This window comes from Bacillus sp. FJAT-29814 (assembly GCF_001510715.1).
Taxonomy (GTDB): Bacteria; Bacillota; Bacilli; order Bacillales; family Cytobacillaceae; genus Neobacillus.
In genome coordinates, this window is the sequence record NZ_LMTJ01000018.1 from 1 (window position 1) to 25667 (window position 25667).

Sequence of the window (25667 nt, forward strand, 5' to 3'; positions counted from 1 at the left end):
CTTTAGCCCTCCAAGACTCGCTACGAGCGAATGGCTAGTTCTTACTCGACGGGAATCCCACCCGCTATATGATACGACCTAGGCTCGGCCGCACACCTGCTTCGTTAGTTCAATAAAAAATGGCCACCGTAATGGCAGCCGGATCTTAAAGTAATACCGGTGATGAAAAAGGACTGCCGGAAACAACCCATTTGTTGTTAAATATTAATTAGGAGATCCCCCACTGAGGATTCCACGGCATCCGTTAAAGTGTACTTTGTAGTAAACCCTAACTTTTTTATTTTGTTATCATCCCAGATTCTATTTACTGTGAAATTTTTTACCATAATGGATCGTTCAGTTATCGGTAATTGGACAATTTTTGCGTCCTTACCAGATACTCGCTCGATTTCTTTCATTAAATCGTACCAAGTTGTATCAAACCCTTTAAGTAAATAAACCCCATTATCGTCTTTTGCTTTTTTATATGTTCCTAGCCATTCCATCGCCCTTCCAATATCCCTTGTATCAATTAAAGAAACCTTTGTGTCACCGTTTCCCATCACCGTGCCGATTGAGAATGCTGTCCTGAGGTGTAATATTATAAGCGTTTGATACCCCCCCAAGCGAGTCGGCAATCACATGTCCTTGATTTAAATCTGAACGTTCAGTCCCAGGAACCCTTGCTTCATCAGAATAGTATCTCCCAGAAGATGTAACAGGTTCCGTATTATCATTTTGGAGTGTGATATTTTTTGCCTCAACACGAATTAATTGTCCGTATTCATTTGTAAAAGCCCAATATTCCCTGTCGCCAAACCCGATATCCACTCTGACATTCGGCTTTCTAGAACCTGACATATCGCCGCCGTCTACTTCAATTAGCGCATATTTACTGTAGTCAAAGTCACCGTTAACACTTGCGACCGTCGGTGTACTAGTGGCAGGAACATCTTCGCTTTCACTAGTCGTTTTTTCGGCTTCAACGTTTTTGTTTACTTCTTGCGTTTTATTTTCTTTGATGTCTGTATTATTTTGTTGTGAACAACCAGTAAATACAATAAGTAGTGAAAGGAGTAATAAAATTATTCCCCACGATTTTTGATACCATTTTTGTTGCATAGTGCACCTCTTTTATATAAGTCAATTACTATAATTTTACTATATTAATCTGGGTTATAATAAAAATATTTATAGATTTTTCTTATATATAATATTACGTGTAATATAATTGTAAGACATTGCTTCGTTTTAATCATTGGAAATTTATTGTCATTTATGGAATTTACCGTTATACAGATATCAGTAGAAATAAAAACAGACCATCTTATTGATGGTCGCTCTCTTTGATAACTGTTTCTACCACCCCTAATGAATAAAAAACATTTAATAACCCATACTAAATGGAATAACTTCGAAAGGCTGTGGTTTTATTGAATCAAGAAACAAAAGTAGCTAATGAACTTCAAAAAAGGTTTACATGGAACCCAGTTCCTGTATCAGTTCAAGAAGATATAAATGAGATTTGCGACAGTTTAATGAATGGAACTGTAACACTTCATGATTTGGAAAATCGAGATCCCTTTATGGTAGAAATCATTCATAAAGCAATGAATCAAGCAGGATAAGAAGCCAAATGAAATTTCGGTAAATGAACCGGTGAGCCGTGAACCTCTCCAATAAATTGAAAGAGCTTCTCGTTTCATCGGCCATCCTCTCCACGAAGGCTGGTTCCTAAGCATTTTATAAATTAATTTAATATCATAAAATTTACCTGTGCCATTCTTACCTCATTCTTAACCTTAAATTCCCGACATATTATTAGATTAAAATGAGATGAGACAAGGTGATTGTTATTTTTCAGAAATTAATTGCTACTCTTATTGGAAGTCTGTTATTAGGAGTTGGTGTGAATGGGTTCCTAGTTCCTCATCATTTAATAGACGGTGGAATTGTTGGAATCGCACTATTACTCCATTATTTTTTTAAATTTCCAACTGGTATTATAATGGTGGGGTTGAGTATCCCTATTTGTATATTTTCCTCATTAAATAAAAAAGAGTATTTTTTTAGTAGTTTGCAAGGCTTATTGGTTTCGTCCTTATTTATTGATTTACTTGCTCCTATTCGTTTTCAATTTTTTATTCCCCAACTTGCAAGTGCACTAATTGGAGGTGCAATAATTGGAGTTGGAGTTGGTCTAATGCTGCGATATAAAACAAGCACTGGAGGAACTGACTTACTAGCTGAAATTATTTCCGAAACTTTTTCGTTAAATATTGCACTTGTAATTATACTGATAGATGGAATTATTGTGTTGGCAGGTCTGGCTTTATTAAAATTAGATGCCTTCCTTTATTCATGTATAGCTATTATCGCTGTGGGTTTCATAACATCCTTAATTAAAGGAAAATAATCTTTTATGGGACCAAAAGCTAACCTTTATTAAATTCCCTCCATGTTTTACCAGTAATGAAATGCTTAAAAAAGGTTGGTCTCTCAACCAACCTTTTCGCCATACTCATTATTGTTGTTTGTATTGAGGTTCTTCTTGTTCAATTTGTTGAACACGTGGTTCTACATTATTGCTAACGGATTGGGTTTGTTTAGCGGCATCTTGGTAGAGCTGTTTGGCTTGTTGATTGTTTGTACCAAGAGAAACAAAATCGTCCAGGACGAATGCCTAGTCGATTTTGTTTGTTCCTCTGTTATTTAAAGCAAGTCTTTTTCATGGCCATCGAAATTAGAAAAAACTCTGCGCTTTATATAGGTAAATGTCTAGACCTTGATCATTAAGGGAGCATAGTATAGCTTTGAATATTTAGAAAGTTAAAATCATAAAGGGAGTTGTTTTTTACTATGAATAGGGAAATTTGCACCTCTTGTGAAAACTATTTTTGGATAAATCAACTATCACTGTTACCTAATGATTGGCTTCGTACTGACCAGCGTAAATATTATTGCCCTAGATGCTATCCTGAAATCTTAGAAGAACAAACTAAACTTCTTTTTTATGAATTTTAGTTCGTTTAGTCCTAGGACTGTAACAAGTTATGCAAAGTTTTTAAGATGAACCATCGTCAAGGAAAGCGATCCCATTCGCTTAGTTCGGGATCATTGGCTTTGTTTTTGACCGCGTCTCGAGAAAGCGGTTTCTTTTTGAACGAAATTTTCAATTAAACATATAAAAAGGCAAAAATGATATAGAATAGTGTCTATTCCACTTTATTCTATATCATTTTTACTTTTAATCGTTTTTTGTTATTTTAGTTATCCTCAGTAAGTCTAGGATTAACAATCAAGGAAGTAATCATTCCAATAATACAAATTATCATGCAGGAAAAAAGGAATGCTTTTTATCCTACATATTAAACGCTGCTGTTACAATTAGATATCAATTAAGAAAATAAAAAATGTTCGTTTATGGAACCATGCAAATATAAATAAAGGAAGACTCAAAAGAAACAAACCTAATCCTGTTGGAAAGCGATAATCATAATGCAGGATAAGGGCAATACTTAATAAAGTTATTAACCCATATATGTTGTTCATTTTTTTGGAAATTTGAAAAATCAATGTATTTTTATAATTTCAAGCTTTTAAAATAGGGGTCACTTTATCAATAGCTTCTTGTAATTTTTGACTGTTTAACTTATACATTTGTTTGGCCTCCTTTGATTCAGTTCCAAGAGCAAACAACTCTAAGTCAGCTTGGCATTTTTTTAGAGTTGAAAGAATTAAAGGTCTTTCTTGGGGGGACGCAACTTGCAACTTATCATCGAAAAGGTCAACCATTAACTCTCCAAAAGAATTAATTTGTCCAAGAAATACATTTTCAACCGTAACCCCTAATTTATCTAACTCTGTATGTAACCATGCGCGACTTCTTCCAATTGTAGCTAGTGGTTCATCCATGATCACACCATCCATAATGACAGTTTGAGGCTCTTTGACGGAAGGGACTGATAAGTTTAAGGCTTTTGCTGTTAAAGGTTGGTTCTCCTTTTTTAACATAACGGATAAATCTCCTGTTGCCTCTAATACAGCGAATTCGACATCAGCTACCTGATAGACATCCTTCTTACGAAGTAATGCTAATAATTCATCTATCGTGTATCTTTCTTTTTTTAAATTATCTTCCATGATTTTTCCATCTTTGATAAATACAGTTGCTTTCCCTTCTATAAAATTACGAAAACCTTTGCTTTTTAAGGAAATTAAACCAGCGAAAAAGGGGATAGCAGCAAAGATGACAATTCCAATGACACCGTGAAAAATACTCCGTTCAAGTCCCATAGCTACTTCTGCACCAATACTTCCAATTGAAATACCGGTGACATATTCGAAGAAAGATAGTTCAGAAATTTGCTTTTTCCCTAACCACTTTGTAATGATAAATAAAACCACAACAAATAATGCTGACCGTAAAGCTATATCTAACCATTCAGGCACTGCTTGATACCCCCTGTAAATATAATTTGCTAAAAACCTTTGTACTGAAATTCCTCATGCTCAATTTCGCCTATTCGTTTTTTTAAATCCGTTACTACCTCATGTAAAATCATCATAGTTTCATGTAGTGTACGTTTCGATTCAAAATCCAGAGTTCGTAATGCTAAACTTGAAAGACTGGCTTCTACACCTTTAAGGCTGGCAAGTGACTGTTTTACATCTGATGCGATTGTCATTTAATATTCTCCTTATCCTTTTGGTTTAAATATCAAGGCACCTATAAAACCGAAGATAATAGAAGCAGAAATACCCGCACTCGTGACTTCAAAAATACCTGTAATAAGTCCAACTAGTCCATGTTGTTCAGCTTCTTGCATGGCCCCATGTACAAGTGAATTTCCAAAACTTGTAATAGGCACTGTAGCTCCCGCCCCGGCAAAATCAATTAAGGGCTCATATAATCCAATCCCATCTAAAAGGGCACCAATCACTACAAGGGTACTTAACGTGTGCCCTGGTGTAAGTTTAAACACATCAAACATAATTTGACCAATGACACAAATGATACCGCCTATGACAAAAGCCCAAAAATAGATCATCTTATTGTTCACCTCCATATTCAATTGAAACCGCATGAGCAATGCAGGGAATGGTTTCGTTTTGCTGAAAGGATAACGGTGAAAGCAAAGCACCTGTAGCCACGATTAACATTCGTTTAAATTCACCTTTTTTCATCCGGTTTAACAGATGGCCATATACCACTGTTGCTGAACAGCCTGCACCACTTGCCCCAGCTAAAACAGGTTGTCCCTCCCGATAAATCATAAGACCACAATCTTGGTATCGTTCTTCACTAATAGGAGTTCCGTGCTTTTTAAATAGGTCCATTGAAACTTCCTGTCCAATCTGGCCCAGGTCCCCGGTTACAATTAAATCGTAATAAGATGGCTCAACATTTCGTTCCTTTAAATGGGCTTCAATGGTATCAACCGCAGCTGGCGCCATAGCTCCTCCCATATTAAATGGATCTGTCAAACCCATATCAATCACACGGCCAATGGTGGCAGAGGTGACACACGGTCCTTCCCCAGAATCACTTAAAAGAGCCGCACCAGCCCCAGTGACGGTCCATTGTGCAGTAGGGGGTTTTTGACCGCCGTATTCAGTTGGATAACGAAATTGTTTTTCAACAGCTGCATCATGGCTGGATGCTCCTGTTAACAAATATTTCGCTCCTTTTGTATTTACAATATAAGCACCTAGAGCCAGTCCTTCCATCGAGGTAGAGCAAGCACCGAATAAACCAAAATACGGGGCTCCAATTGTTCGACTAGCGAAACTTGTTGGGGTGATCTGATTGATTAGGTCCCCAGCTAGGATAAATTGAACTTGATCCTTTTGGATGCCCCCTTTTTCCATGGCTTTTTTACAGGCCTCTTCAAAAAGGATTTTATGCGCCTTTTCATAGGAATCCTGTCCAAGCCATAAATCAGCATGAAGGAGATCGAAATCTTCTGCGATTGCTCCGTTTGCTTCAAATGGTCCACCAACTGTTCCAGTAGAAAGTATGACGGGTTTTTGTTCGAAGATCCATGTACGATGACCTGCGAGTATCATAAACCACCCCACCTAATTAGAATTGTCTTTACTAATGCAATAACAAACGCAGAAAAAACACCAAATAATATAACAGCCCCAGCTAATTTAAACATATTACCTCCGACTCCTAATACAAACCCTTCGGTTCGATGTTCAATAGCAGCTGAAATGACAGCATTGCCAAAACCGGTAACTGGAACTGCTGAACCAGCTCCTCCAAATTGAGCAATTCGGTCATAAACCCCAAAACCGGTAAGAAGCATAGCAATAAAAATTAATGTACCCACAGTTGGATTTCCAGCCGTTTGGTCTGTAAAATCAAAATAATAAATAAAGAAGTCTTGAATAACCTGGCCAATAAGACAAATCAGACCACCTGTTATAAAGGCCTTTATACAATTTTTAAAAACGGGTCTGTCGATTTCTCGATTTTTTTGCAATTTTTGATATTCTTGTTGCACCGGGGTTAGTTGTTTCTTTTGATTATTTGACATAGCTTGCCCCTTTCTCTTTAAGTTTTCTCTTTCATTAGATTTTTAATTTTATTTAAATCTTTTTTTAAGCTCTTCTTATCTGTGTTGCCTTTTTGAAGTTTCTGTTCTAATTGTTCCAATTCCCAAATCATTTTTTTATCTGTGGAAACAATTATTTCATGGTTTGGGTACATTTTTTCCAAGTCGGATTTTATTGACTTCTCAATTTTCTTTAATCGAAAGCGATCAAAATTATCAACTTTTATTGCTGCAAAAAGCTCTTTTTCTGTATTCACAGCCTTTACATCTGAAATTTCTTCTTTGGCAATAATTTTTTCTTTAGCCCTATTGGCAACTGATTGATCGATGGGTTTAGTCGTATGTACCAGTGAAACACCTAAATCATTGTTATCCTTCTCTAATTGATTTTGATTATTGTTACATCCTGTTCCAAACCCAATCACGGCTAAAATGGAAAGAAAAATTTTCATTTTGGTTTTTTTGTCTTTCATGAAACCATCTCCGTTTTTCCCATTATTTAAGGCGCGTAAAAAAGGTTGGCCTCCCAACCAACCTTTTTTTCTTACTCATTATTGTTGTTTGTATTGAGGTTCTTCTTGTTCGATTTGTTGAATTCGTGGTTCTAGGGTGTCAATAACAGATTGGGTTTGTTTAGCAGCATCTTGGTAAAGTTGCTTTGCCTGTTGATTATCTGTACCTAGAGCAAATGTTTCGAAACTTGCTTGTGCACTTTTTAATCCTGCTAATGTCTGTTTTACTTGAGTAATCACTGTCATGATGAAATCCTCCTTGAATTTTTTTACCTTTTTAGATTGTCAAATCAGAATTTTCTTCTTTGGCAAATTCTTTTTGGGAATATAGACCTAAAATTACTTTTGGCGAATAGCACGATTTTTTCTGTAGTAACCTCGTTTCCAGATCCCCATCAGTTCTTCTATTTGGTGACGATTATAGGATTGCGATGAATCATCTTTTTGGGTAATGTGTCTCATCTCAAATTTTTTTCACCGTTCCCTTTAGTGAACATCATTAAACATAGATGTTGCCTCTGCTTTGCTTTAATTTGGTTAGTAATCAATTTGATTTGCCATGCCATTCCTCCCGTTTATGATTTAGTACAAAAGTATTATTCTTCGAATAAAATGTTTTATTCTCAATTCTAAAAATTTTCCTATCCCCGGTATCAACCTCAGTATTTATTTATAATTCATTATAGGTATACAACGTTTTAATTTCCTTCTGCCTTCATAGTTCTTTTTTACCGTGTATCTCTTTCATTTTAAATTAGGGATATTAACCCAAGAATAAAAATAGGTAAATGCATATTCTGGATTAAAAATGAAATGAAGGTGCTTTTCATGAATCCAGAACCGCAATATGATTACAATTTATCTCAGGAAAATAATCAGGTTGAAAATTTAGACCAAAGGATTTGGGGTATAAGGCCATTTTTCTTTAGACCCTTTATTAGACCTTTCCCCTTTAGGCCCTTTTTTAGGCCATTCCCCTTTAGACCCTTCTTTTGGGGACCATATTGGGCTAACCCATTTCTAAGCGGATTATTAGGCGGTTTATTAGGTGGCATGTTAACGGGTTTGTTATTACGACCATATGGTTTTTGGTATGCTTATGCTTATCCTTATTTTTATTATCCGTATTATCCCTATATCTTTTTTTAGCATGATGTAAATGACCCAGATAATAATGATGAATAAAATTAAACACCGTTTGTTCCCCAAACGGTGTTTCTGTATCAAGGCTCGATGATGAATTTTTTAAAATTACATAAGTCTATTTTTGATGGGTATTTTAAAATTATTTGGTTATATTTCGGAGGAGTTTTATGAGGAAAAAAAAGTTCGCTAAACTAATAGTGTTGTTAAGCCCTTAGATTTAAATGATCTAAGGGTTTTTCGTATCCATTAAAAGGGATACATCAAATTTTTACGGCTACACCGACTAAAAAAAATTACCTAACTTCTCACATTTAATGGAGGAAAGTGGTTCCATCTAAAGTATATTCCTCAAATGATTGGGAAATTTAGTAAAGAATGTGAGCGCTGCCCGCGAGCATTGCAATTATTTATGAAAGAGAGGAAATTTATTGTTACAACTGAAGGAGTTATATTCAGATCTTCAAAACCAAACTGAAAAAGCAATAAAGGAAATTGAAAATTCTGATCACCCGATTGCGATTTTGCTTCAAACTATTTTGAGAGAGCAACTGGAAATGATTAAAAAATTAATGCAAGAGCTTTCAAATGATGGGGCCGAACTAAAGAACATGTCAGAATTTCTGTCTATTATTTATCATGATAATGAAATAGCCCACCCTACATTTCGAGCATGGAAAAGAGCAGTTGAATGGATGAATCTTCCGTACCTGGAATCAGCAAGAAATTTGGAGCCGTTATTCCAGGAGATAAAGACCAACCTTGAACACTCAGCTGCCGAATTGGAAAGGATTTATGGGGCTAAGCAAACAAAATATATCATTCCATCTTTTTACATATCTGCCCTTCGCTAACAGCATAATCTTTTTTCTCAAAACTACTATCCAAGGGAGGAAGTTCAATGTCCTGGGAAACGGAAAGAACCGATATAAATGTGTACAGCCAGGGAGATATTGATAAGTGGGTGTACAGTACCTGTAATATATGCTCAATCGGCTGCGGCTGCTATATAGCCGTGAAAGATGAGAAGATAGTCGGAATCAAGGGAAACAGTGCCCACCCCATTAACAGAGGCAGACTTGGCCCCAAAGGGGAAAATCAGTGGTATGCCAATAACAGCCCTGATCGCCTGTTAACTCCCATGATCCGTGATTCTTCCGGAAAGTTGGTTCCTGCAACATGGGATGAGGCGATGAATTTAATGGTAAAAAAAGCGACCGATTCTCTAAAACAGAGAGGGTCAAATAGCATAGCCATTTATTCAACCGGACAAGGTCTCTTAGAGGATTACTATACAATCGCAAAGATCGGCAGGGCCGGCTTGCAAACTCATTTACTAGATGCCAATACTCGGCTTTGTACAGCTACCACCGAATTCTGCTTACTACAATCGTTTGGTGCAGATGGCAGCCCAACTTCCCTTGATGATGTAGACGAAACTGAAACGCTCATGTTGTTTGGACACAATGTAGCTGAAACGGGTACCGTGATGTTTGAACGGATAATGAGCCGTAAGAAAAAAACAGGAAAACCGTTCATTATCACTGTTGACCCTAGAAGAACACTGACAGCAAAGGCCGCGGACATCCATCTTCAGCTTTATCCTGGAACAAATGTGGCACTTTTAAACGGAATCCTTCATCTGATTTTAAGAAATGGCTGGATTGATCAAAACTTTATTGATCATCATACAATTGGGTTTCAAGAAATGAAGGAATCCGTAACGAATTGGACCCCGGAGAAAACGTCTGAAGTAACGGGAGTACCTATCGACTTACTCCTGCTTGTGGCAGCACAGCTGGGGAAAACTCCATCACTAATCACCACCACTCTGCAAGGAATCTATCAAAGCGCTGATGCGACAACAGCTTGTGTCGCCATCAATAATTTGCATTTGATTAGAGGGTTAATTGGCAAGCCAGGCTGCGGACCACTCCATATGGCAGGACAGCCAAGCTCATCCTCCAACCGGACAGCAGGCGGAGTGGGAACTTTTCCAGCTCAGCGGAACTCGGCCAATCCGTCACATATACAAGAGATGGCAAGGCTATGGAATGTAGATGAAGCAAAACTTCCAGTGGGACCGGAAAAGGGTATTGAGGAACAAATTGATATGATGGAAATGGGCCAAATCGGCTTCTTTTGGAATATCGGGACCAATCCCATGGTTTCTCTTCCGAATAGACGGCGGGCTAAAGCTGCATTTGATAAAACATTCGTTGTAGTTCAGGATCCCTTTTTAACTGAGACAGCGACCGTCGCGGATGTTGTGCTGCCAACTGCTTTATGGGGGGAAAAAGAGGGAGTTATGGAGAATACAGATCGAACGGTAAATTTATTAAGAAAAGCCGTAAACCCTCCGGAAGGAGTAAGAACTGATTTTGAAATTTTGTTAGATTTTGCAAAACGGATGGGCTTAAAGGATCGTGATGGAAATCCGTTAATTGCTTACACAACACCAGAAGAATGCTTTGAAGAGTGGAAAAATGTCTCTCGTGGCCGTCCTTGTGAAATGACCGGGATCACTTACGATAAGTTAGAACAGCATAATGGCCTTCGCTGGCCGGTAAATGAAGAGCATCCTGAAGGTACAACCAGACTATATACTGATTTTAAATTTCCTACAGAAACAGAATATACCCAGAGTTTTACGAAACATCCATTTACCGGACGGCCTTTAACAAAAAAAGAATATCAAAGGAAAAATCCAAATGGCCGGGCAATCCTTTATCCAATCACCTATTTGCCACCTGCTGAACAGCCAACAAAAGAGTATCCAATGTGGCTGACAACAGGACGACTTGTTTGGCATTGGCATACTAGGACAAAGACGGCTCGATCACCTCTTTTGCATGTAGCTGCTCCCCGGGGATATGCGGAAATCAATGAGGCAGATGCAAAGTTACTTTCTCTTCTTCCCGGAGAACTTATACGTATCTCGTCCCCACGTGGATGGATTGAAGTTCCTGCTAGAATTGGCAATGTGGTACAAAAAGGACTAGTATTTGTTCCCTTTCATTTTGGCAGTTGGGAAAGACGGGAAGCCGCAAATGAGTTAACAGCGGATTTTACCGATCCACTATCCAAACAGCCAACATTTAAGCAATCAGCATGTAAAATCGAAAAGTTGCGTACCCAGCATACCGTAACTGAAAAAGATACTTTACAATCGCTGGCTAATCAATATGGCATATCCGTTGAACATCTACAGAAAGCCAACGCATTCATTTCACCCTACGATATTCAAATTGGAAAGATCCTTGAGATACCGGCATCAACCATTAATGTACCAATACCACCGTATTTACCAGAGTTAAAGAATGGCTCGTTTTAAACATAATTGTTCAAATAGGCCCTCAGTTTTAGATTACCTGAGGGCTTTTTTGAAAGTGTTTTATAGTAGAAAACCTTCTTCAGATGTTGATGGCTATAGCAACGGAAAAAGGAGACGGGCACCCCGCTGCATTAAACGCTGTGAAGGATAGCGCTGCTTTATATCCTCCATTTTCAAAGGGACAGAATCATTTAAATCCTGTTCAAATTGCTGTGTAAGTTCTTTTGCCACGTCTTTACTGTAAAAAAATTCACTCACTTCGTAATTTAAGCGAAAACTTCTCATATCGTAGTTTGCTGCTCCTACTTCCGCAATTTCCCCATCGATAACCATTGTCTTCGCGTGGAGCATTCCTTTGTTATATAAGTAGATATGAACCCCCGCTTCCAACAACTCCCCATAATAAGTAAAGCTTGCACGGTCTACGATTTTTTGATCGACTTCCCGGGGAACCAGCAATCTTACACGTACTTCACGTGCCACTGCCGTCTTTAGTCCCATAATGATATCTTGATCTGGCACAAAGTAGGGTGTAGTGATATCAATGGTTTTTGTGGCTTGTGTTATTCCAATAAAGTAGGCTTCCCTAATAAAAGGCGTAGGAATCCCAGGATTACCTTCAACTGTTTGTACATAGGCTTGGTTCATTTTCTCACTGCCCGGATCTTTATGCGCGTGTGCTTCTTGAATAGTTGCCAACTCGTTGCTCCATTCTGCCATCATGGTAAATGGTTTTGGTAAGCTGGTTGTAGCAGGGATTGGGGAACCATCTTTTCCTGGCTTTGTTTTGCTTCTGAATACTGACTTTATTTGTTCTGGCGAAGCGATATTCCAATGGTGTTCGAAGATATTTTTCAAATCAGATGATGCTTCACCAGCTATTCTTACATGAGTATCACGCCAGAACCCTGCATTTGGCTTTAATCCCGCATATTCATCCCCAATATTAATCCCGCCGGTAAAAGCTTCCCTACCGTCGATTAGGGCGATCTTGCAATGATCTCGATTATTCAGGGCTAAAAATATCCAAGGGGGACGTAAAGGAAAAATGGTCCTGAACTCGATCCCCGCATCCATCATCCGGGAAATCTCAGTTCTGGATAATTTCCGGCTCCCCCAACCGTCCCTAATAAAGCGGATGTGCACACCGTCCATTGATCGTTCGATCAGCAGGTCCGTCATACGCCTTCCAATTTGGTCGGCTTTATATATGTAATATTCCAGGTCAATCGTTTTTTTGGCGTTCTTTATAGATTCCATAAGTCTTTCATACGTTTTCATTCCATTTATTAGCACTTGTATTTGACCAGACCTTAATCCTCCCACGCTCATGTGGTTCAATGCTTGTGCGATTACTTTTGCTGAGTGGCTATACGAATCAGGCAATTTTTCTGATTTGTTAGAAGTAGAGGCCGGCTTTTGACCACCATTCATACGTATGGGATTAGATGTAATCAGATAGAGCCCAAAACCAATCACAGGGAATATTAAACTAATGGCTATCCAATTTAACGCGACTGCTGGTCGCCGAACCTCACGAATAGCCATAATGATCATAAAACCAGTATTTAATAAGTATAGTCCAAAAATCCATACCAATAGAAAAGCCCCTTCCTTTTTTCTCTTTTAAAATGTACAAATGCTAACCTGTTTATAAGTATCTTGAAAAAAAATTTAGCGGCATAAGAAAAAAGTTGTAATGGGTCGCCAGATCCGTGAGAAAATAGCAAAGTCCCACTTAAGGAATACATTATCCCCAAAAGGCTAAAAAATTTAGTAATATTAATATTCTCTATTGAGGTGATTATAGTAAGCACTCGCCATGAAAATGTTGAGAAAGTCCGATTGTTGGAAGACAAATTATTTGAGATGGATGCGACGGGGTGGTTGGAGTATGAATTTTTGACATGGGAATGGTGGCTGTTGTTGTCCTTCTTCATTTCACCTTGGATTTTGTGGTTATACACAAAGAAACGAGAATGGCTAGTAGAATCCATACTGTTTGGAGTTATTGTCATGGTGATCACAATTTTATTGGACACAATAGGGTTGCAATTTTCATTTTGGGAATATCCTATTGAATTTCTGCCCGTAATTCCAAGTGCATTTCCGTTTGATGTTTCGTTGGTACCTGTTGCCTATATGTTGCTTTTCCAATATAACCGAACATGGAAATCATTTATTTCAGCCCAAATTGTCATGGCTTTTGTATATGCTTTTATCGGGGAACCCTTATGCAATTGGATTAACCTTGTTTGTTATATTAAATGGAATTACATGTATTCCTTCTTATATTACATTCTTATTGGACTTGGAATTAGAGCACTTATTTTAAAATGGGTTTCTGTTTCTAAGTCGTGAAAAAAAAGGTGCCAGGCACCTTTTTTCGTCATAAAATATCAGCAACTAATTTTACAATCAAAAAAAACGGGCCGAAGCAACCGAGATTTTTCGGATTTGTCGACAGACTAAAGCTTACTCAAAGAGTAAGCTTAACCTCTATAAACATCATCACATGTTCCAGGTTTTGGTTCATAAAAACAATGTTCTTTAAATTGACCAGAATGAGGTTGACCATACCATGTTGGAGGGCATGGAGCATGAGGATTAAAATACCAAAGAGCATATTTTGCTGGGTGTTCTCTCCAATAATCCAAATTTTTTTGTGCCAATCTTCTTTCAGAAGTTCTTGCTCTTTGATAAAATACATTCCCTTTTTGAACTGCTTCAAAGGAAAAATTTCCTCCTTGCACTTGAAAAATAACTTGGTTAACGGTTCTTAAACCTTTAAAGTCTAAACATTCTGCTACAACTCGATTCACAATTACATTTCCAACATATAACATTCCCTGTTTTCCTTCTCCTTCGGCTTCTGCTCTCATCATCCTTGCCATTAAGGCAACATCTGAACTTCGGTAATTTACTCTTGGCATTTTTCTACCCCCAAATATAGTATGAAAAAAAGCCTACATTCATGTCATTGTTTATAGTATGAAAAAAAGCCTACATTCATGTCATTGTTCATATTATTAAGAATGCTTAGTTTTTACCTTAGTTTTCCTCACATTGAATAATTCCTTCCAAAGATGTTTAGGCAAACGGACCCGATTGCGGGTATTGAAAAATTCAAAAAACTCTAAAAACAGCTTCTTAGTTTCTTACTAACTAATCATTAATTGAACAGAGATTAATCCCATATTTTAGGACGGTCGATTCCCATTGTTCTCATGTAATCTAACAATTGCCCAGTGTGAACAGATTCGTGATAATCGATACGCAAAAACATATCCCCAAGTGTTCTTACATATCCTACGTCAGAAAGGTCGATTACTGCATTTTCTAAATCGTATATACTAATTGACCTTATGTATTTCATAAATTCTTCAGGGTTGATTTTCATGTAACGGATACAGGAGAGAAATTCTTTCATGATTTTGATATTGACCTTGCTGCTTTAAGAAATAAACGCCGATATTTTGCCCGAAAGTGTCTTGATTGGAGTGAAAGGCGCTACCACCTTGCAGGGTCTTTAGGAAATGCTGTGCTAATGCGGTTGTTAGATCTACGTTGGATTGAAAAGCTCCCCGAGAGGGCTATAAAGGTTACAAATACTGGTAGAGTTGGATTATATGAACCCTTAGGGATTACGACTGAGCAAGTGTAAAATAGGACAAATGAAGCGGCTGGGACAAAACCCCCTCTAGAACCAAAAGAGCCTGTGAAATTTTACGATGGGTAAATTTCACAGGCTTTTTTTTATCCGCGATCTCACGTTTTTCATTTATAGAAGCTAGTTATGTCCCAGCCCTAAAAAACCTCATTTACTTATGGTAAGGTTCCACTATTAATGCTAATCCATAACCCCTACACTCTATTTGTCGTAATTTTTTGATTTATTGATGCACTTGCATTCAAATGTTTGTATAATTCTTCTGTAACGAGGAGAGGATTATCGATCATACAGAAATGTCCGGCTTGAGGAATAATGGTGAATGTGGAATTTGGAACTGTTTCATTTAACCTGTAGCCTCAATAAGCCGGTAAGAAGGGATCATGCTGTCCCCATATTGAATGACGCTTTTACTTTTATGTTAGGCAGTTCGGGAACGATATCTTGTGTTTGGTGATGTTCTAGAGCAAACGAAGCTGTTTGTAACTCTTCCGCTCCACCAGAATGATTATACGGAGCAACCAAAGCCGAAATGAGTTCTGGGGTTATCAGTTCTTGATGGTAAGTACCTGTCCTTAAAAATCTTTCGATGTAAGTTGGAGAAGGTTCGAACTCAGGTGCTGTAGGGTAACGGAGAGCCATCACTTTTCCAAGTGGCCAATTGCTAAAAGTAACTCCATCCGTTACAACAAAGCTGGCCACCCGTTCTGGATATTTGACAGCTAAGATTTGAGCGATTCCTCCCCCAAGGTCATGGCCCACAAAATGGGCTTTTTGTATTCCAAAAATAATCAAGCAGTCCTATCATATATTCAGCTTGATGAGGCAAAGAGAGTTTTTCATATTCCGCACGTGGAACACGGTCTGAAAGTCCGTAGCCTAAAAGATCGGGAGCAATCACTCTACACTGAGTAGCTAACTATTGAATAATTGGCATCCAAATAAAGGAATTAGTTGGGATCCCATGCATTAACACTACTGTTTCGTTTCCGGCTCCAGCCACTCTACAGAATAATTGATACTCACCAATTTGGATGTTGCCTTGATTCATTTGCACAATTACCACTTCTTTCTTGTAAAATTTCAGCATTTAGTAATTTTAGCAATATGAACCTGGTTTATACACGAAGCTACCAGTTTTTCCGGTAAAGATATAGATATTCTATACATTTTTCTTCGAAAAGGGCTGGAGCCGCCGCCCCACATACATTCTCAAGAAGATGAGACCTTCTATGTACAGAAGAAGAAGTATCGTATTTTATTGAGGACCAGGTCATTCACGCCACACCTGGAACCTATGTCTATGCACCGCGCGGGATTCAACATACTTATGCATTAAAGACTGAAGAGGCCAAAGTATTAGTTTCCACTTATCCGGCTGGATTCGACAAGTTTGTAAGGGAATTGAGTGTTCCCGTTCCTGAACAACTACCGCCAATCCCTGATGGTCCTCCAAACGCTGAATAAGTAGAAAAATTGATTACGATTGCCGCGAAGCATGGAATAGAAATAATAATCTAGCTTTCTAATCAGTGGTTGTTTCTGAGTAATAAGGTGTTAATTTTTATGAGTCCTTAAGAATTGTGAAAGGACTTTTTTTTCAAAAATCAGCAATCCATTTTGGATTGCAACAGTACTTGGTATTTTATATCTCGAACCTGAAAACATAACAGGGATCACCCCGAACCGTCGGAAGTGATCCCTTTCTACTCGTGTTCCTGAATCCCCATCACAAATTGGTGAATAAGCTGATTTAATTCCTGGTGATTTGGTTGGAATTTGGTGCTTTTCTTCCAAAAATGTTAATTCATTTCGCGGCAGCTTTTCGTGGAGAAGCTGTGCATAATAATGGAAGGCTTTATCCTTCCTCCCATAAATCAGGTAAACCGGCAAGCTAATAGTATGTAATTGGTCCGTACAATTATATTGCAAACTATAATGATAATACTGGGAAATATTTCGTGCATCCCCCTTAACGGCATCCCGAAACATCTTAGTAATTGTTTTAAATGTATTTGAATTGCCCCATGAAATGGCCAATCCTAGCAGATGTTTCGCTTTAGCTTTAGATAGCAGCCTAGCGATAGCAATCCTTTTTTCATTATAAAAATCACGAACCTCGGACATTCCACTGATAATCACCCCGCCTAGAGCCCTATTTTTATGAGACAGCAAAAATTCCAACACTACCGAACCACCCGTCGAATATCCGCAGATTACCGCCTTTCCAATACTAAGATGGTCCATGAGCTTCGCGATATCGTTGGCAATCATCCGATAGGTAATCGGCTCTTTTGAAAAACCACTCCGTCCATGTCCTCTTAAATCAAAAGTAATTACCTTGTATTGTAATGACAAGCCTTCGAGTTGGTAAGTGAAATTGGCACTGGTTAGTAACGGGGGGTGAACAAAAATGAGGGGTGTCCCCTCACCTTTAATAGTATAGAATAGCCCGCTCCCGATTTCAGCCATTACCGGCATGATGAACACCTCAATGATGATTGATATTAATACCTAACAAAAGCATGCTTATCATTCCCCCATCTACGATTCTTATTCGATTTAAACAATGGTGATTATTCAGTTTGCTATACAATTCTAAAAATGGGGCCTTTCCACCGGTAAGCTTAATACGGATAAATTGTTTCTGCTTATTTATATATCTGTTTTCTAATGAGCAGGATCATTGCTCGCAGAGTATGTTGGCATCCAGACTATTTTGGAACCCACATTTGTCGATGACTTATTGACAAACTCCGGGTCGGTCAGGCACCTGTACTATTGGTTGCCCTCGGAAGCGGTCTTACCGGATGTGACCATGTGTTTCGAATACCAGCGCTTCCCGTGAATCCTTTGATAGCTCCAGGCAAACGCAGGTAATGGCCCTCTCTTGTGGAGCCAAAAAGAATCGGGTACTTCCTGTTTCGGTGTCACCTTACCGGGTACCACCTCACCTACAACTATGCCGGGTCCCTCCAGCCGGTCACGGATGGCCAACACTTCCCCTTCAGCATTTACGATCATGGCCCCCGCCTCAAAGTAGCCTCTGTATTTTAGAGGCATCCATGGCATGGCACACTCTATATTTCCACAATGTGAAGCATGGATGACCGGAGCGCCAACAAATGTTGAAAATGACCGGACAGATTCCATCGCTGTCTGTGAATTTGCTATCTCCCATTTATTGGTTAATGATTTCGGTGACCAGGAAGGGACACTCCACCAGCAGCTTCCCCCTGCGACCAAGTCTACTTTTTCGCGAATCCTGCGTACTGTTTGGGTCCTCATAAATTCCCAGCACAGTGCAGAACCAACTGCCATGTCGCCTGCTTTTATGATTCCATCATCTGCACCCTCGACATAAAAGCAATTTTCCCACATGGTAGGCAAATCTTTGTCATGCCTGCCCAAAATCCCCTCCGGGGAAACTAGAAAAAACGCGTTGTGGACAAGTCCATCCTTGTCACGGCAAAGGAAAGACCCTCCGACCACCGCGTTATGCCGTTTTGCCAAATTTGTCATCAGGTTCATAGCGGCACCATCAGGGGGAAGTACCGTATTGGCAATTCGTTCGTCAAATCCCATCCCGCTTGAGAAGAACTCAGGAAGTAAAATCCACTTTACCCCTTTTTCCGCTGCTTCATTTGCTAGTTTTTCACATGCTTCTAGATTCGCTGTTACATCCCCAATTACTGGTTGCAATTGTACGGCTGCCACTTTTATACTTTCAGTCCTTCTTCCATCCAAAGTTATCACCTTCCTATCATACATTTCTGAAAATTATGTTAACTTATTCGTCTTTTTAAATCAAGCGAGGTTATGAAATATGTGCCTGTCATACCCCGTCATTTTTTGATATTTTCCCAACAAAATTCGGGTAAACATGTTCATTTTTTAAAAAGAATAATAATTCAAAAAAATTTAGTGTTTTTCAAAAATTAAGCACTTACATGATTTATAATGAAAGAGGTTACATATTTTAATTCTTTGGAGGGATTATGATGGTGGCGAAACAAACAGTATTTGTCAACGAATTTACTAACGGAATTTTGGATCCTGCCCAGGATATGCTTGGTCCTGTTAAAGATGGGGGTTACATTATTGCCAATACGGCGCCAGGTTGTTGGGGACCGATGATAACACCTTGCCTTCGCGGCGGCCATGAAGTGACCAAACCAGTGTATGTCGAAGGGGCAGAAGTTGGTGATGCAATCGCAATCAAGATTAACAGTATTCAAGTCACGTCAATCGTTACTGCTTCCGGAAATGATGCACCTGTTGAAGGAAGATTCATAGGCGACCCGTTTGTTGCGGTCAAATGTCCCGAGTGTGGAGAAATGCACCCTGAAACCATCATTGAAGGAACGGGGCCGGAAGCAATCCGATGTAAACAGTGCGGTGCAGATGTCACTCCATTTGTTTTTACAAACGGCTATACAATCGCGTTCGATTCTGATCGAAAAGTAGGGGTTACATTAAATAAACAAGCTGCTGAAAAGGTCGCAGCAGATGGAAAGAAATACATGTCAACTCCCGAGAACTCTGTTCAAAACCCAATTGTGATGTTTGCACCACATGATTTGGTTGGAACCGTTGCAAGACTTAGGCCATTTCTGGGGCAGCTCGGAACCACTCCCTCCAGATCATTTCCTGACTCACATAACGCTGGCGATTTTGGGCAATTTTTAATCAATGCTCCACATGAATACGGACTTTCTAAGGAACAATTGGAAGAGCTTTGAAGTCCCCATTAAAAATCAGAAACTATCGTTATTACCTATTTCCTATTTCTATACTACATACAATAATTTTGACTGAAAATAAATAAAGTTGCGAAAAAACTAAACTATATTGTTAACTTTCTACATTAAAGTGGTATCTGATGGCCGAGGTTCTGACATCACCTTACGTGAAAAACCATGGATATTTTAATGTGTATTAATATAATAATAAATTCAGTTAAGAAACCTACCTATCTAAAAATCCTTAAAAAATTGGTGCCCAATATTTTCTCCATCTCATCTTCTTTGTATCCTCTACTAATCAAGCCCTCTATAAACTCTGGAAGATTTTGATGACCCTTAATGACATCAAAAGGTTTCCGTTGCATACTCGTAAAAACTTCTGGTGACACATATATAAAGAATTCCTCACACAAATCCAATCCAATTCCCACATGGTCAATTCCAACTACCTCTACCAAATGATCTATATGATTTAATAATTGCTCTAAATGGCTATTTTCGTCTTCAATGCCTACGAGTATGCTTAGCGCATTAACCCCAATAACTCCCCCCTTTGATGCGATCGCTTTCATTTGTTCAATCGTTAAATTCCGCATGGTGCCGGCAATTACCCTTGAGTTCGAGTGAGAGGCTATGATTGGCTTCTTTGAAATTTCCATCACATCCCAAAAACCTTCATTAACCTTCATCATTTAGGTGTGTGACATCAATTGTCATTCCAAGTCTTTCAGCCTCTTCAATTACCTCAATGCCAAATGGGGTAATCCCCCCCTTTTTCCCTTCACGAATGGGGCTAATATGACTTCCATCACCGACATCGTTTCTTCTGCTCCAGACCAAACCAATGTTGCGCACCCCCAATTCATAGAATACTCTTAACAGACTTAAATCCTTCCCAATGGGTTCCGCTCCCTCAAGGGATAATAAAAATCCAATCTTTCCCGATTGCTGCGCTTGAATCATATCATCACTATTTTTGCAAATCATCAATGTATCGGACGATTCTTCCACTTCTGCATACAAAGAGCTGACCTGTTCAAGTGCTTTTTGTAAGGCAAGATGTGGTATAAAACTGTTATCTACAAAAAGGGCCGCAATAATGATATTGACTCCACCTTCAATGAAGCGGGGCAAGTAATCTGTTTCAATAACCTTCTTTCTCCCTTTTTCCCTTTGAATTGCAACATCCATCAACAAATCAAAATGGGCGTCAATAATTAATGCACGCTTTTTAAATTGATTTATGTAAAATTTCCCTTCCATAAACCCACATCCAATATTTAATAATTTTGAAAAAGAAGCTGTCTCAAAAGTTCTATAATATGATCTGTTGAAACAACCTAGTCTTTTCATTGTTAAAAATGGTGCCCCAAAGAATGGGGCACCTACCTATAGACTTCAAGAATGCGTCAAATGATTTAAACCGGTTCATTTACTTCAACTTGAGCTAAATCCCCGGCAGCTTTAACACGAATTCGAGTTGCATTTCCTGGAAGATAGGCGAGCGGTACATCTTCAATGTCGACGATGATGAGACTATCCGAATCTGCACCCGCATTTATGGCCTCCGACATCGCTTTTTCTTTGGCCTGCTCCAAAGCCTTCTCTCTTCCAATATCTTCTAAGGCATATACCTTTTCAATTTGTCCACTGACTTGAGCAATAGCCGATCCAATAGCATTTGCCACACCGAAATTATGTGGTCGAATAACTTCTGACGCTCCTTTAAGTTGATCTGGAAGCAGGATACTCCCACCGCCGACTAAGATGACCGGTACAGGGTCTGCACTAGTTTTCATCTTATCAATAGCCACTTCCACTAGTTCAACCATTCCTCGATAAACCTTTTTTAATAAATCTTGATCCAAATGACTTACTTTTGAAGGGTCTCCTAAGTCGACCATACCTAATGCAACCACAATATCAGTTGCAGTTAAGATTGTTCCTCCAAAGACCAATCCTTTTTGGGGCAGACGATAACCGACACTGTCAGGACCGATCGTAAACTCACCATCTTCTTTAATTCGAACAATCGTTCCGCCACCCAACCCGATGGAGACTAAATCAGGCATCCTAAAGTTTGTGCGAGCACCGCCAATTTCAACTGCAAGGGATGACTCACGAGGAAATGAGTTAATTAAAACGCCAATGTCGGTTGTCGTACCCCCTACGTCCACAACTAGTGCATCAGAATTACCACTTAAAAAGGATGCTCCTCGTAAACTATTTGTTGGACCACAGGCAATGGTTAATATAGGGTATTTCATTGCATAATCAACAGCCATTAATGTCCCATCGTTCTGACCGAAGAATACTCTTGCCTCAATTCCCTCATTTTTTAATGCATTGATAAATCCTTCAGCCGTCGCTTTTGCTACGTTCACTACAGCAGCATTTAAGATGGTTGCATTCTCCCTTTCTAGTAAACCGACACTGCCGATTTCTGATGATAAAGAAATATGGACTTGATTTCCTAAAACTTCCTGGATGATTTCTTTTGCGCGGTGTTCATGACTTGTTGAAACAGGCGAGAAGACGGAGGTAATCGCAACCGAATCTACAAAACCCTTAATTTCATTGGCAATTTGGTAGAGATGTTTTTCATCTAAATCCGAAATTTCTCTGCCATCAAATTCATGCCCGCCACGAATAATATAATTGTACTTACCAAGTAGTTGTCTTAAGTCCGCCGGAACACCCATTAAAGGTTTAATTGCTAAAGTAGCAGGTGCACCGATTCTTATAATCGCAATCGTATTTAGCCTTTTTCTTTCCACTATGGCATTTGTACAATGAGTAGTCCCTAACATGGCATATTTAATATGCTCCCTTGGGACACCTGAAGAACTAATTACTTTTTTCATAGCTTCATAGATCCCTGTACTTACATCTTCTGTAGTAGGAGATTTAGTTTCAGAAACCACCTGATTGTATCTGTCCAAGATAACGGCATCTGTATGCGTTCCTCCTACATCAATACCTATACGATAGATACTCATTTTGCACCTACTCCTTTCATCACAAGCTCTTCAACCGGAACATAGTCAAATTCATATTCAAAATATTTTGGTCCGCAGGTTGCAATCCCTTTTTCCGTTCTCCATTTAGGATGACAAGGGAGTCCAACAACGACACAACGAGCTCCATATCGTAATGCTTCTGTTGTAATTGGAATGCCGGTTTCGGCATCTAGAACCGCGATGAGGTCTGGAGTAACACAAAGCAAACGGTCTTTCGTTAACGCGAGTAAGTGTTCGTTTTGAAACCTTAACTCTAGATTTTCACCTTTATAATTTTGGATTCCTTCTATTACTGCTGTTCCTCGAGCAAAACCTGTTTCCGTTTTGCGGTTAACATCGACTACTTTACCCTGGAATAGTTCATAACCACCAGTTAACTTCAAAATTTCATGGATTGGGTCTTGATTATTCTGTTTGGCTAACCGAATAGTTTTACCAATATTTTCTTCCAGTTGTAAAATATTGTGAATAGCACTATCCTTAACATTTCTGCCTGTCATTGGATAGAGGGCAATCATCGCCGCTCCGCCTTTTTGGATAACTGCCGTTCTTGCTAGTCTTTCAGCCCACACATTATTGATTGCATTAAATAGTGAGATATTTCCCTTTTCATCCGCAACGATCATCGGTGTTGCTGAGATACCATCCAAATAGAAAGTGACCATCTGCAATTCCGGGAAAGCTCTTCCCATCCCGTCTGCATCCACTACTGGCAATCCTAACCTTGCTGCAAGAGCAAATGGGAGAAGAGAGTTAACCCCGCCTGCTTCAAGCGGCATGGTGGCAAAAATGTTGGGTGTTTTTGCCCATCCCCCCGAAAAGGTGGATTAAGGGATCTACCAAAAAATAAATCCCAGTTAAATAGAGAATGGGCGCTTCCTTATGCAAGTATAGCGCCCGATTGTAGAATATTGAATTATTCAATATGGAAACAAATTTCCCCATTATCCTTTCCAATATTTTAACTCTTAAAAAAACCTCATTTACCTTAAGATACGGTTCTCCGTGTTGTATCTAAATGAGGATTTATCACCCTCTTTGATTACGCAGCAACTTATCCTGTATCCACACAGTTTATTACATCTTTTATCTTTTACAATTCAATTCAAAAAAAGTCCATAAACTACTTTGTGGACTTTTTTTTATAAGCCATGGATAAAATGGTTTTCTTTTACAAATAATAAGAAAAAATTATTAAGGATTTTTCAAATGACAAACACACCAAATAACAATAACTGCCCAAATTATAAAAAAATTAAATATATCCTCAACCAATCACCAGATTTACTTTGCAGGACAATTGAGGTCGCTGGAGATTGTCTGGAAATTGTCTTTATGAAAAATTTAATTAAGGCTGAAACAGTTAATGAATATGTTATTAAATTCATTCAACAGCTACCCAAAAAAGATATAACCTATTCTTATTTAATAAAGAATATCCCGATTGACGAGGTAAAGATTGACTTTAAGGAACAAGAAATTATATCTTCACTTTTAAATGGATTCGTTTATATTTACTTATTAAAAGAAAATAAAGCCCTTTTAGTAAATTGTGCTAATCCAATTGAAAGATCCATCGAGAAAGCAGAAACTGAATCTTTGGTATACGGCCCTAAAATTTCGTTTACAGAATCATTGTCTTCTAATATAAAAATTATCAGACAAAATCTAAATAATTCTAATTTGTGTACAGATGAATTGGAAATAGGAGAACTTGTTAAAAAGAAATTAAGAATTATTTACATTAAAGATTTAACGGATGAAGACATACTAAAAACACTTAAGCAGAAGCTTGAAAATATTACAATTGATGATATAAGTGACAGTTCAGTTTTGGCACAGTGTCTTGAAGATAATCATTATTCTTTTTTTCCTCAGTTTATCATGACAGAGCTGCCCGATCGATTTCTCTATTCTATTTTAAATGGTCGGGTTGGTATCCTTTTAGATCGAAGCCCAGTGGCTATTATTGGGCCTGCTAATTTTTTTTCGTTTTTTGAATCAACAGAAGATATTTATTTACGCTGGTCTTTGAGTACTTTCATAAGATTTATACGGTTCTTGGCTATGGCTGGATCACTGCTCTTTACAGCATTCTATGTTGCAATCCTTACCTATCACTTTGAGCTTATACCATCTAAATTGATAATTGTCATTGGGCAATCACGTTCACAAGTTCCTTTTCCCCCTTTACTAGAAGCAATATTAATGGAATTATTAATTGAATTACTTAGAGAGGCAGGGGCACGTCTTCCATCAAAAGTAGGTCAAACTATGGGGATTGTTGGAGGGATTGTTATTGGTCAAGCAACTGTTGAGGCTGGCTTAACTAGCAATATTTTAATTATTATCGTGGCATTTAGTGCATTAGGGGCCTTTTTAGCTCCAATTTATGAGATGGGGACTGCTATAAGAATTGCCAGATTTCCTTTCATTATTCTAGCAGGTGTTTGGGGTTTGAATGGGATTATGATTGGTGTCTGTGTACTGGTTGTCCACTTGTTAAAGTTGACATCCTTAAATAGACCTTATCTTGCACCTCTATACCCGTTTAGGGTAAAGGATTTAAAATACTTTCTCATACGGCTTCCACACCATTTTTATAGGAAACGTCCTGTTGTCAATCGTCCATTAAACGTATCCCGGATAGGATGGAAATTTAAAAAAACAGAAAACGATTTAGATGAATTTTGAGGTGGAT

The 25667-nt window shown here is 38.5% G+C and carries 24 protein-coding genes and 5 pseudogenes; 8 read left to right on the forward strand and 21 right to left on the reverse strand.

All coding sequences use genetic code 11. The features are described 5' to 3' along the window. Window positions 1-197: 197 nt before the first annotated feature. Together AR334_RS28000 and AR334_RS28005 are read right to left on the reverse strand one after the other, a co-directional pair. The gene (locus AR334_RS28000; protein WP_216638046.1) at window positions 198-485 is read right to left on the reverse strand and encodes a hypothetical protein; all 288 of its coding nucleotides are present in this window, start codon (window positions 483-485) and stop codon (window positions 198-200) included. 55 nt (window positions 486-540) lie between these two features. Then, window positions 541-1101: pseudogene (locus AR334_RS28005) on the reverse strand (hypothetical protein); the annotation flags it as partial. A 311-nt stretch (window positions 1102-1412) separates the two neighbouring features. On the opposite strand from AR334_RS28005, the gene AR334_RS28010 reads away from it, so the two are divergent. Both AR334_RS28010 and AR334_RS28015 read left to right on the forward strand, forming a co-directional pair. Continuing rightward, on the forward strand, window positions 1413-1607 hold the full coding sequence (locus tag AR334_RS28010) for a hypothetical protein (protein WP_066321941.1): 195 nt from the start codon (window positions 1413-1415) through the stop codon (window positions 1605-1607). Between the two features lie 218 nt (window positions 1608-1825). Then, window positions 1826-2395, forward strand: a complete 570-nt coding sequence (locus AR334_RS28015; protein ID WP_253701384.1) for a YitT family protein — start codon at window positions 1826-1828, stop codon at window positions 2393-2395. Window positions 2396-2503: 108 nt separating this feature from the next. Here AR334_RS28015 and AR334_RS29235 read toward each other — a convergent pair. The 8 genes and pseudogenes from AR334_RS29235 to AR334_RS28050 all read right to left on the reverse strand — a co-directional run. Further along, window positions 2504-2638: pseudogene (locus AR334_RS29235) on the reverse strand (DUF1657 domain-containing protein); the annotation flags it as partial. 932 nt (window positions 2639-3570) lie between these two features. Then, complete coding sequence (locus AR334_RS28020) at window positions 3571-4431, reverse strand: DUF421 domain-containing protein (protein ID WP_066321943.1); 861 nt, start codon at window positions 4429-4431, stop codon at window positions 3571-3573. Window positions 4432-4460: 29 nt separating this feature from the next. Further along, on the reverse strand, window positions 4461-4667 hold the full coding sequence (locus tag AR334_RS28025; RefSeq protein ID WP_066321945.1) for a DUF1657 domain-containing protein: 207 nt from the start codon (window positions 4665-4667) through the stop codon (window positions 4461-4463). A 12-nt stretch (window positions 4668-4679) separates the two neighbouring features. After that, on the reverse strand, window positions 4680-5030 hold the full coding sequence (spoVAE, locus tag AR334_RS28030) for a stage V sporulation protein AE (protein ID WP_066321951.1): 351 nt from the start codon (window positions 5028-5030) through the stop codon (window positions 4680-4682). 1 nt (window position 5031) lies between these two features. Next, window positions 5032-6045, reverse strand: a complete 1014-nt coding sequence (gene spoVAD / locus AR334_RS28035) for a stage V sporulation protein AD (RefSeq protein WP_066322165.1) — start codon at window positions 6043-6045, stop codon at window positions 5032-5034. Beyond that, entirely contained in the window at window positions 6045-6524 is a 480-nt protein-coding gene (gene spoVAC / locus AR334_RS28040; RefSeq protein ID WP_066321952.1) for a stage V sporulation protein AC, read from the reverse strand. The genes spoVAD and spoVAC overlap by 1 nt, the downstream gene beginning before the upstream one ends. A 17-nt stretch (window positions 6525-6541) precedes the next feature. After that, complete coding sequence (locus AR334_RS28045; protein ID WP_066321960.1) at window positions 6542-7015, reverse strand: YhcN/YlaJ family sporulation lipoprotein; 474 nt, start codon at window positions 7013-7015, stop codon at window positions 6542-6544. A 78-nt stretch (window positions 7016-7093) separates the two neighbouring features. Then, the gene (locus AR334_RS28050; protein ID WP_066321969.1) at window positions 7094-7300 is read right to left on the reverse strand and encodes a DUF1657 domain-containing protein; all 207 of its coding nucleotides are present in this window, start codon (window positions 7298-7300) and stop codon (window positions 7094-7096) included. A 582-nt stretch (window positions 7301-7882) separates the two neighbouring features. Between AR334_RS28050 and AR334_RS29240 the strand changes: the two genes are divergently transcribed. The 3 genes from AR334_RS29240 (at window position 7883) to AR334_RS28060 (ending at window position 11531) form a co-directional block, all read left to right on the forward strand. Next, window positions 7883-8203: a hypothetical protein gene (locus tag AR334_RS29240; protein WP_253701385.1), complete on the forward strand. Its 321-nt coding sequence runs from the start codon at window positions 7883-7885 to the stop codon at window positions 8201-8203. A gap of 425 nt (window positions 8204-8628) precedes the next feature. Next, window positions 8629-9051: a hypothetical protein gene (locus tag AR334_RS28055; protein WP_066321982.1), complete on the forward strand. Its 423-nt coding sequence runs from the start codon at window positions 8629-8631 to the stop codon at window positions 9049-9051. Window positions 9052-9098: 47 nt separating this feature from the next. Continuing rightward, a complete protein-coding gene (locus AR334_RS28060; protein ID WP_066321990.1) occupies window positions 9099-11531 on the forward strand; it encodes a molybdopterin-dependent oxidoreductase in 2433 nt (810 codons plus the stop codon). Between the two features lie 93 nt (window positions 11532-11624). Here the strand turns inward: AR334_RS28060 and AR334_RS28065 are convergent, their stop codons facing one another. Next, complete coding sequence (locus AR334_RS28065) at window positions 11625-13130, reverse strand: phospholipase D-like domain-containing protein (protein WP_066321996.1); 1506 nt, start codon at window positions 13128-13130, stop codon at window positions 11625-11627. Between the two features lie 303 nt (window positions 13131-13433). Between AR334_RS28065 and AR334_RS28070 the strand changes: the two genes are divergently transcribed. Beyond that, entirely contained in the window at window positions 13434-13892 is a 459-nt protein-coding gene (locus AR334_RS28070) for a CBO0543 family protein (protein ID WP_253701386.1), read from the forward strand. A gap of 131 nt (window positions 13893-14023) precedes the next feature. Here the strand turns inward: AR334_RS28070 and AR334_RS28075 are convergent, their stop codons facing one another. The 6 genes and pseudogenes from AR334_RS28075 to AR334_RS28090 all read right to left on the reverse strand — a co-directional run bounded on the left by AR334_RS28075 (window position 14024) and on the right by AR334_RS28090 (window position 18948). Next, a complete protein-coding gene (locus tag AR334_RS28075) occupies window positions 14024-14464 on the reverse strand; it encodes a cell wall hydrolase (RefSeq protein ID WP_066322001.1) in 441 nt (146 codons plus the stop codon). A 254-nt stretch (window positions 14465-14718) separates the two neighbouring features. Next, window positions 14719-14913: pseudogene (locus AR334_RS30495) on the reverse strand (DinB family protein); the annotation flags it as partial. Between the two features lie 669 nt (window positions 14914-15582). Next, entirely contained in the window at window positions 15583-15996 is a 414-nt protein-coding gene (locus AR334_RS30500) for an alpha/beta fold hydrolase (RefSeq protein WP_066322008.1), read from the reverse strand. A 124-nt stretch (window positions 15997-16120) separates the two neighbouring features. Next, window positions 16121-16258 carry an alpha/beta fold hydrolase gene (locus tag AR334_RS30505; RefSeq protein WP_253701387.1) on the reverse strand — a complete coding sequence of 46 codons (138 nt, stop codon included), beginning with the start codon at window positions 16256-16258 and terminating at the stop codon, window positions 16121-16123. A gap of 500 nt (window positions 16259-16758) precedes the next feature. Then, entirely contained in the window at window positions 16759-17682 is a 924-nt protein-coding gene (locus tag AR334_RS28085) for an alpha/beta fold hydrolase (protein WP_367576381.1), read from the reverse strand. A gap of 297 nt (window positions 17683-17979) precedes the next feature. Continuing rightward, on the reverse strand, window positions 17980-18948 hold the full coding sequence (locus tag AR334_RS28090) for a carbon-nitrogen hydrolase family protein (protein ID WP_216638047.1): 969 nt from the start codon (window positions 18946-18948) through the stop codon (window positions 17980-17982). A gap of 254 nt (window positions 18949-19202) precedes the next feature. On the opposite strand from AR334_RS28090, the pseudogene AR334_RS28095 reads away from it, so the two are divergent. After that, window positions 19203-19937 (forward strand): annotated as a pseudogene (locus AR334_RS28095) (acetamidase/formamidase family protein); the annotation flags it as partial. 236 nt (window positions 19938-20173) lie between these two features. On the opposite strand, the gene AR334_RS30510 reads toward AR334_RS28095, so the two are convergent. The 4 genes and pseudogenes from AR334_RS30510 to AR334_RS28110 form a co-directional block, all read right to left on the reverse strand. Then, window positions 20174-20638: a dipeptidase gene (locus AR334_RS30510; RefSeq protein ID WP_253701388.1), complete on the reverse strand. Its 465-nt coding sequence runs from the start codon at window positions 20636-20638 to the stop codon at window positions 20174-20176. Then, window positions 20625-21209 carry a dipeptidase gene (locus AR334_RS30515; RefSeq protein WP_253701389.1) on the reverse strand — a complete coding sequence of 195 codons (585 nt, stop codon included), beginning with the start codon at window positions 21207-21209 and terminating at the stop codon, window positions 20625-20627. The genes AR334_RS30510 and AR334_RS30515 overlap by 14 nt, the downstream gene beginning before the upstream one ends. 155 nt (window positions 21210-21364) lie before the next feature. Next, a complete protein-coding gene (locus AR334_RS28105; RefSeq protein WP_066322036.1) occupies window positions 21365-22945 on the reverse strand; it encodes a hydantoinase/oxoprolinase family protein in 1581 nt (526 codons plus the stop codon). Further along, window positions 22942-23757 (reverse strand): annotated as a pseudogene (locus tag AR334_RS28110) (DUF917 domain-containing protein); the annotation flags it as partial. The pseudogene AR334_RS28110 and the gene AR334_RS28105, both read right to left, overlap by 4 nt. A 418-nt stretch (window positions 23758-24175) precedes the next feature. On the opposite strand from AR334_RS28110, the gene AR334_RS28115 reads away from it, so the two are divergent. Then, window positions 24176-25660: a spore germination protein gene (locus AR334_RS28115; RefSeq protein ID WP_066322039.1), complete on the forward strand. Its 1485-nt coding sequence runs from the start codon at window positions 24176-24178 to the stop codon at window positions 25658-25660. Window positions 25661-25667: the final 7 nt, after the last annotated feature.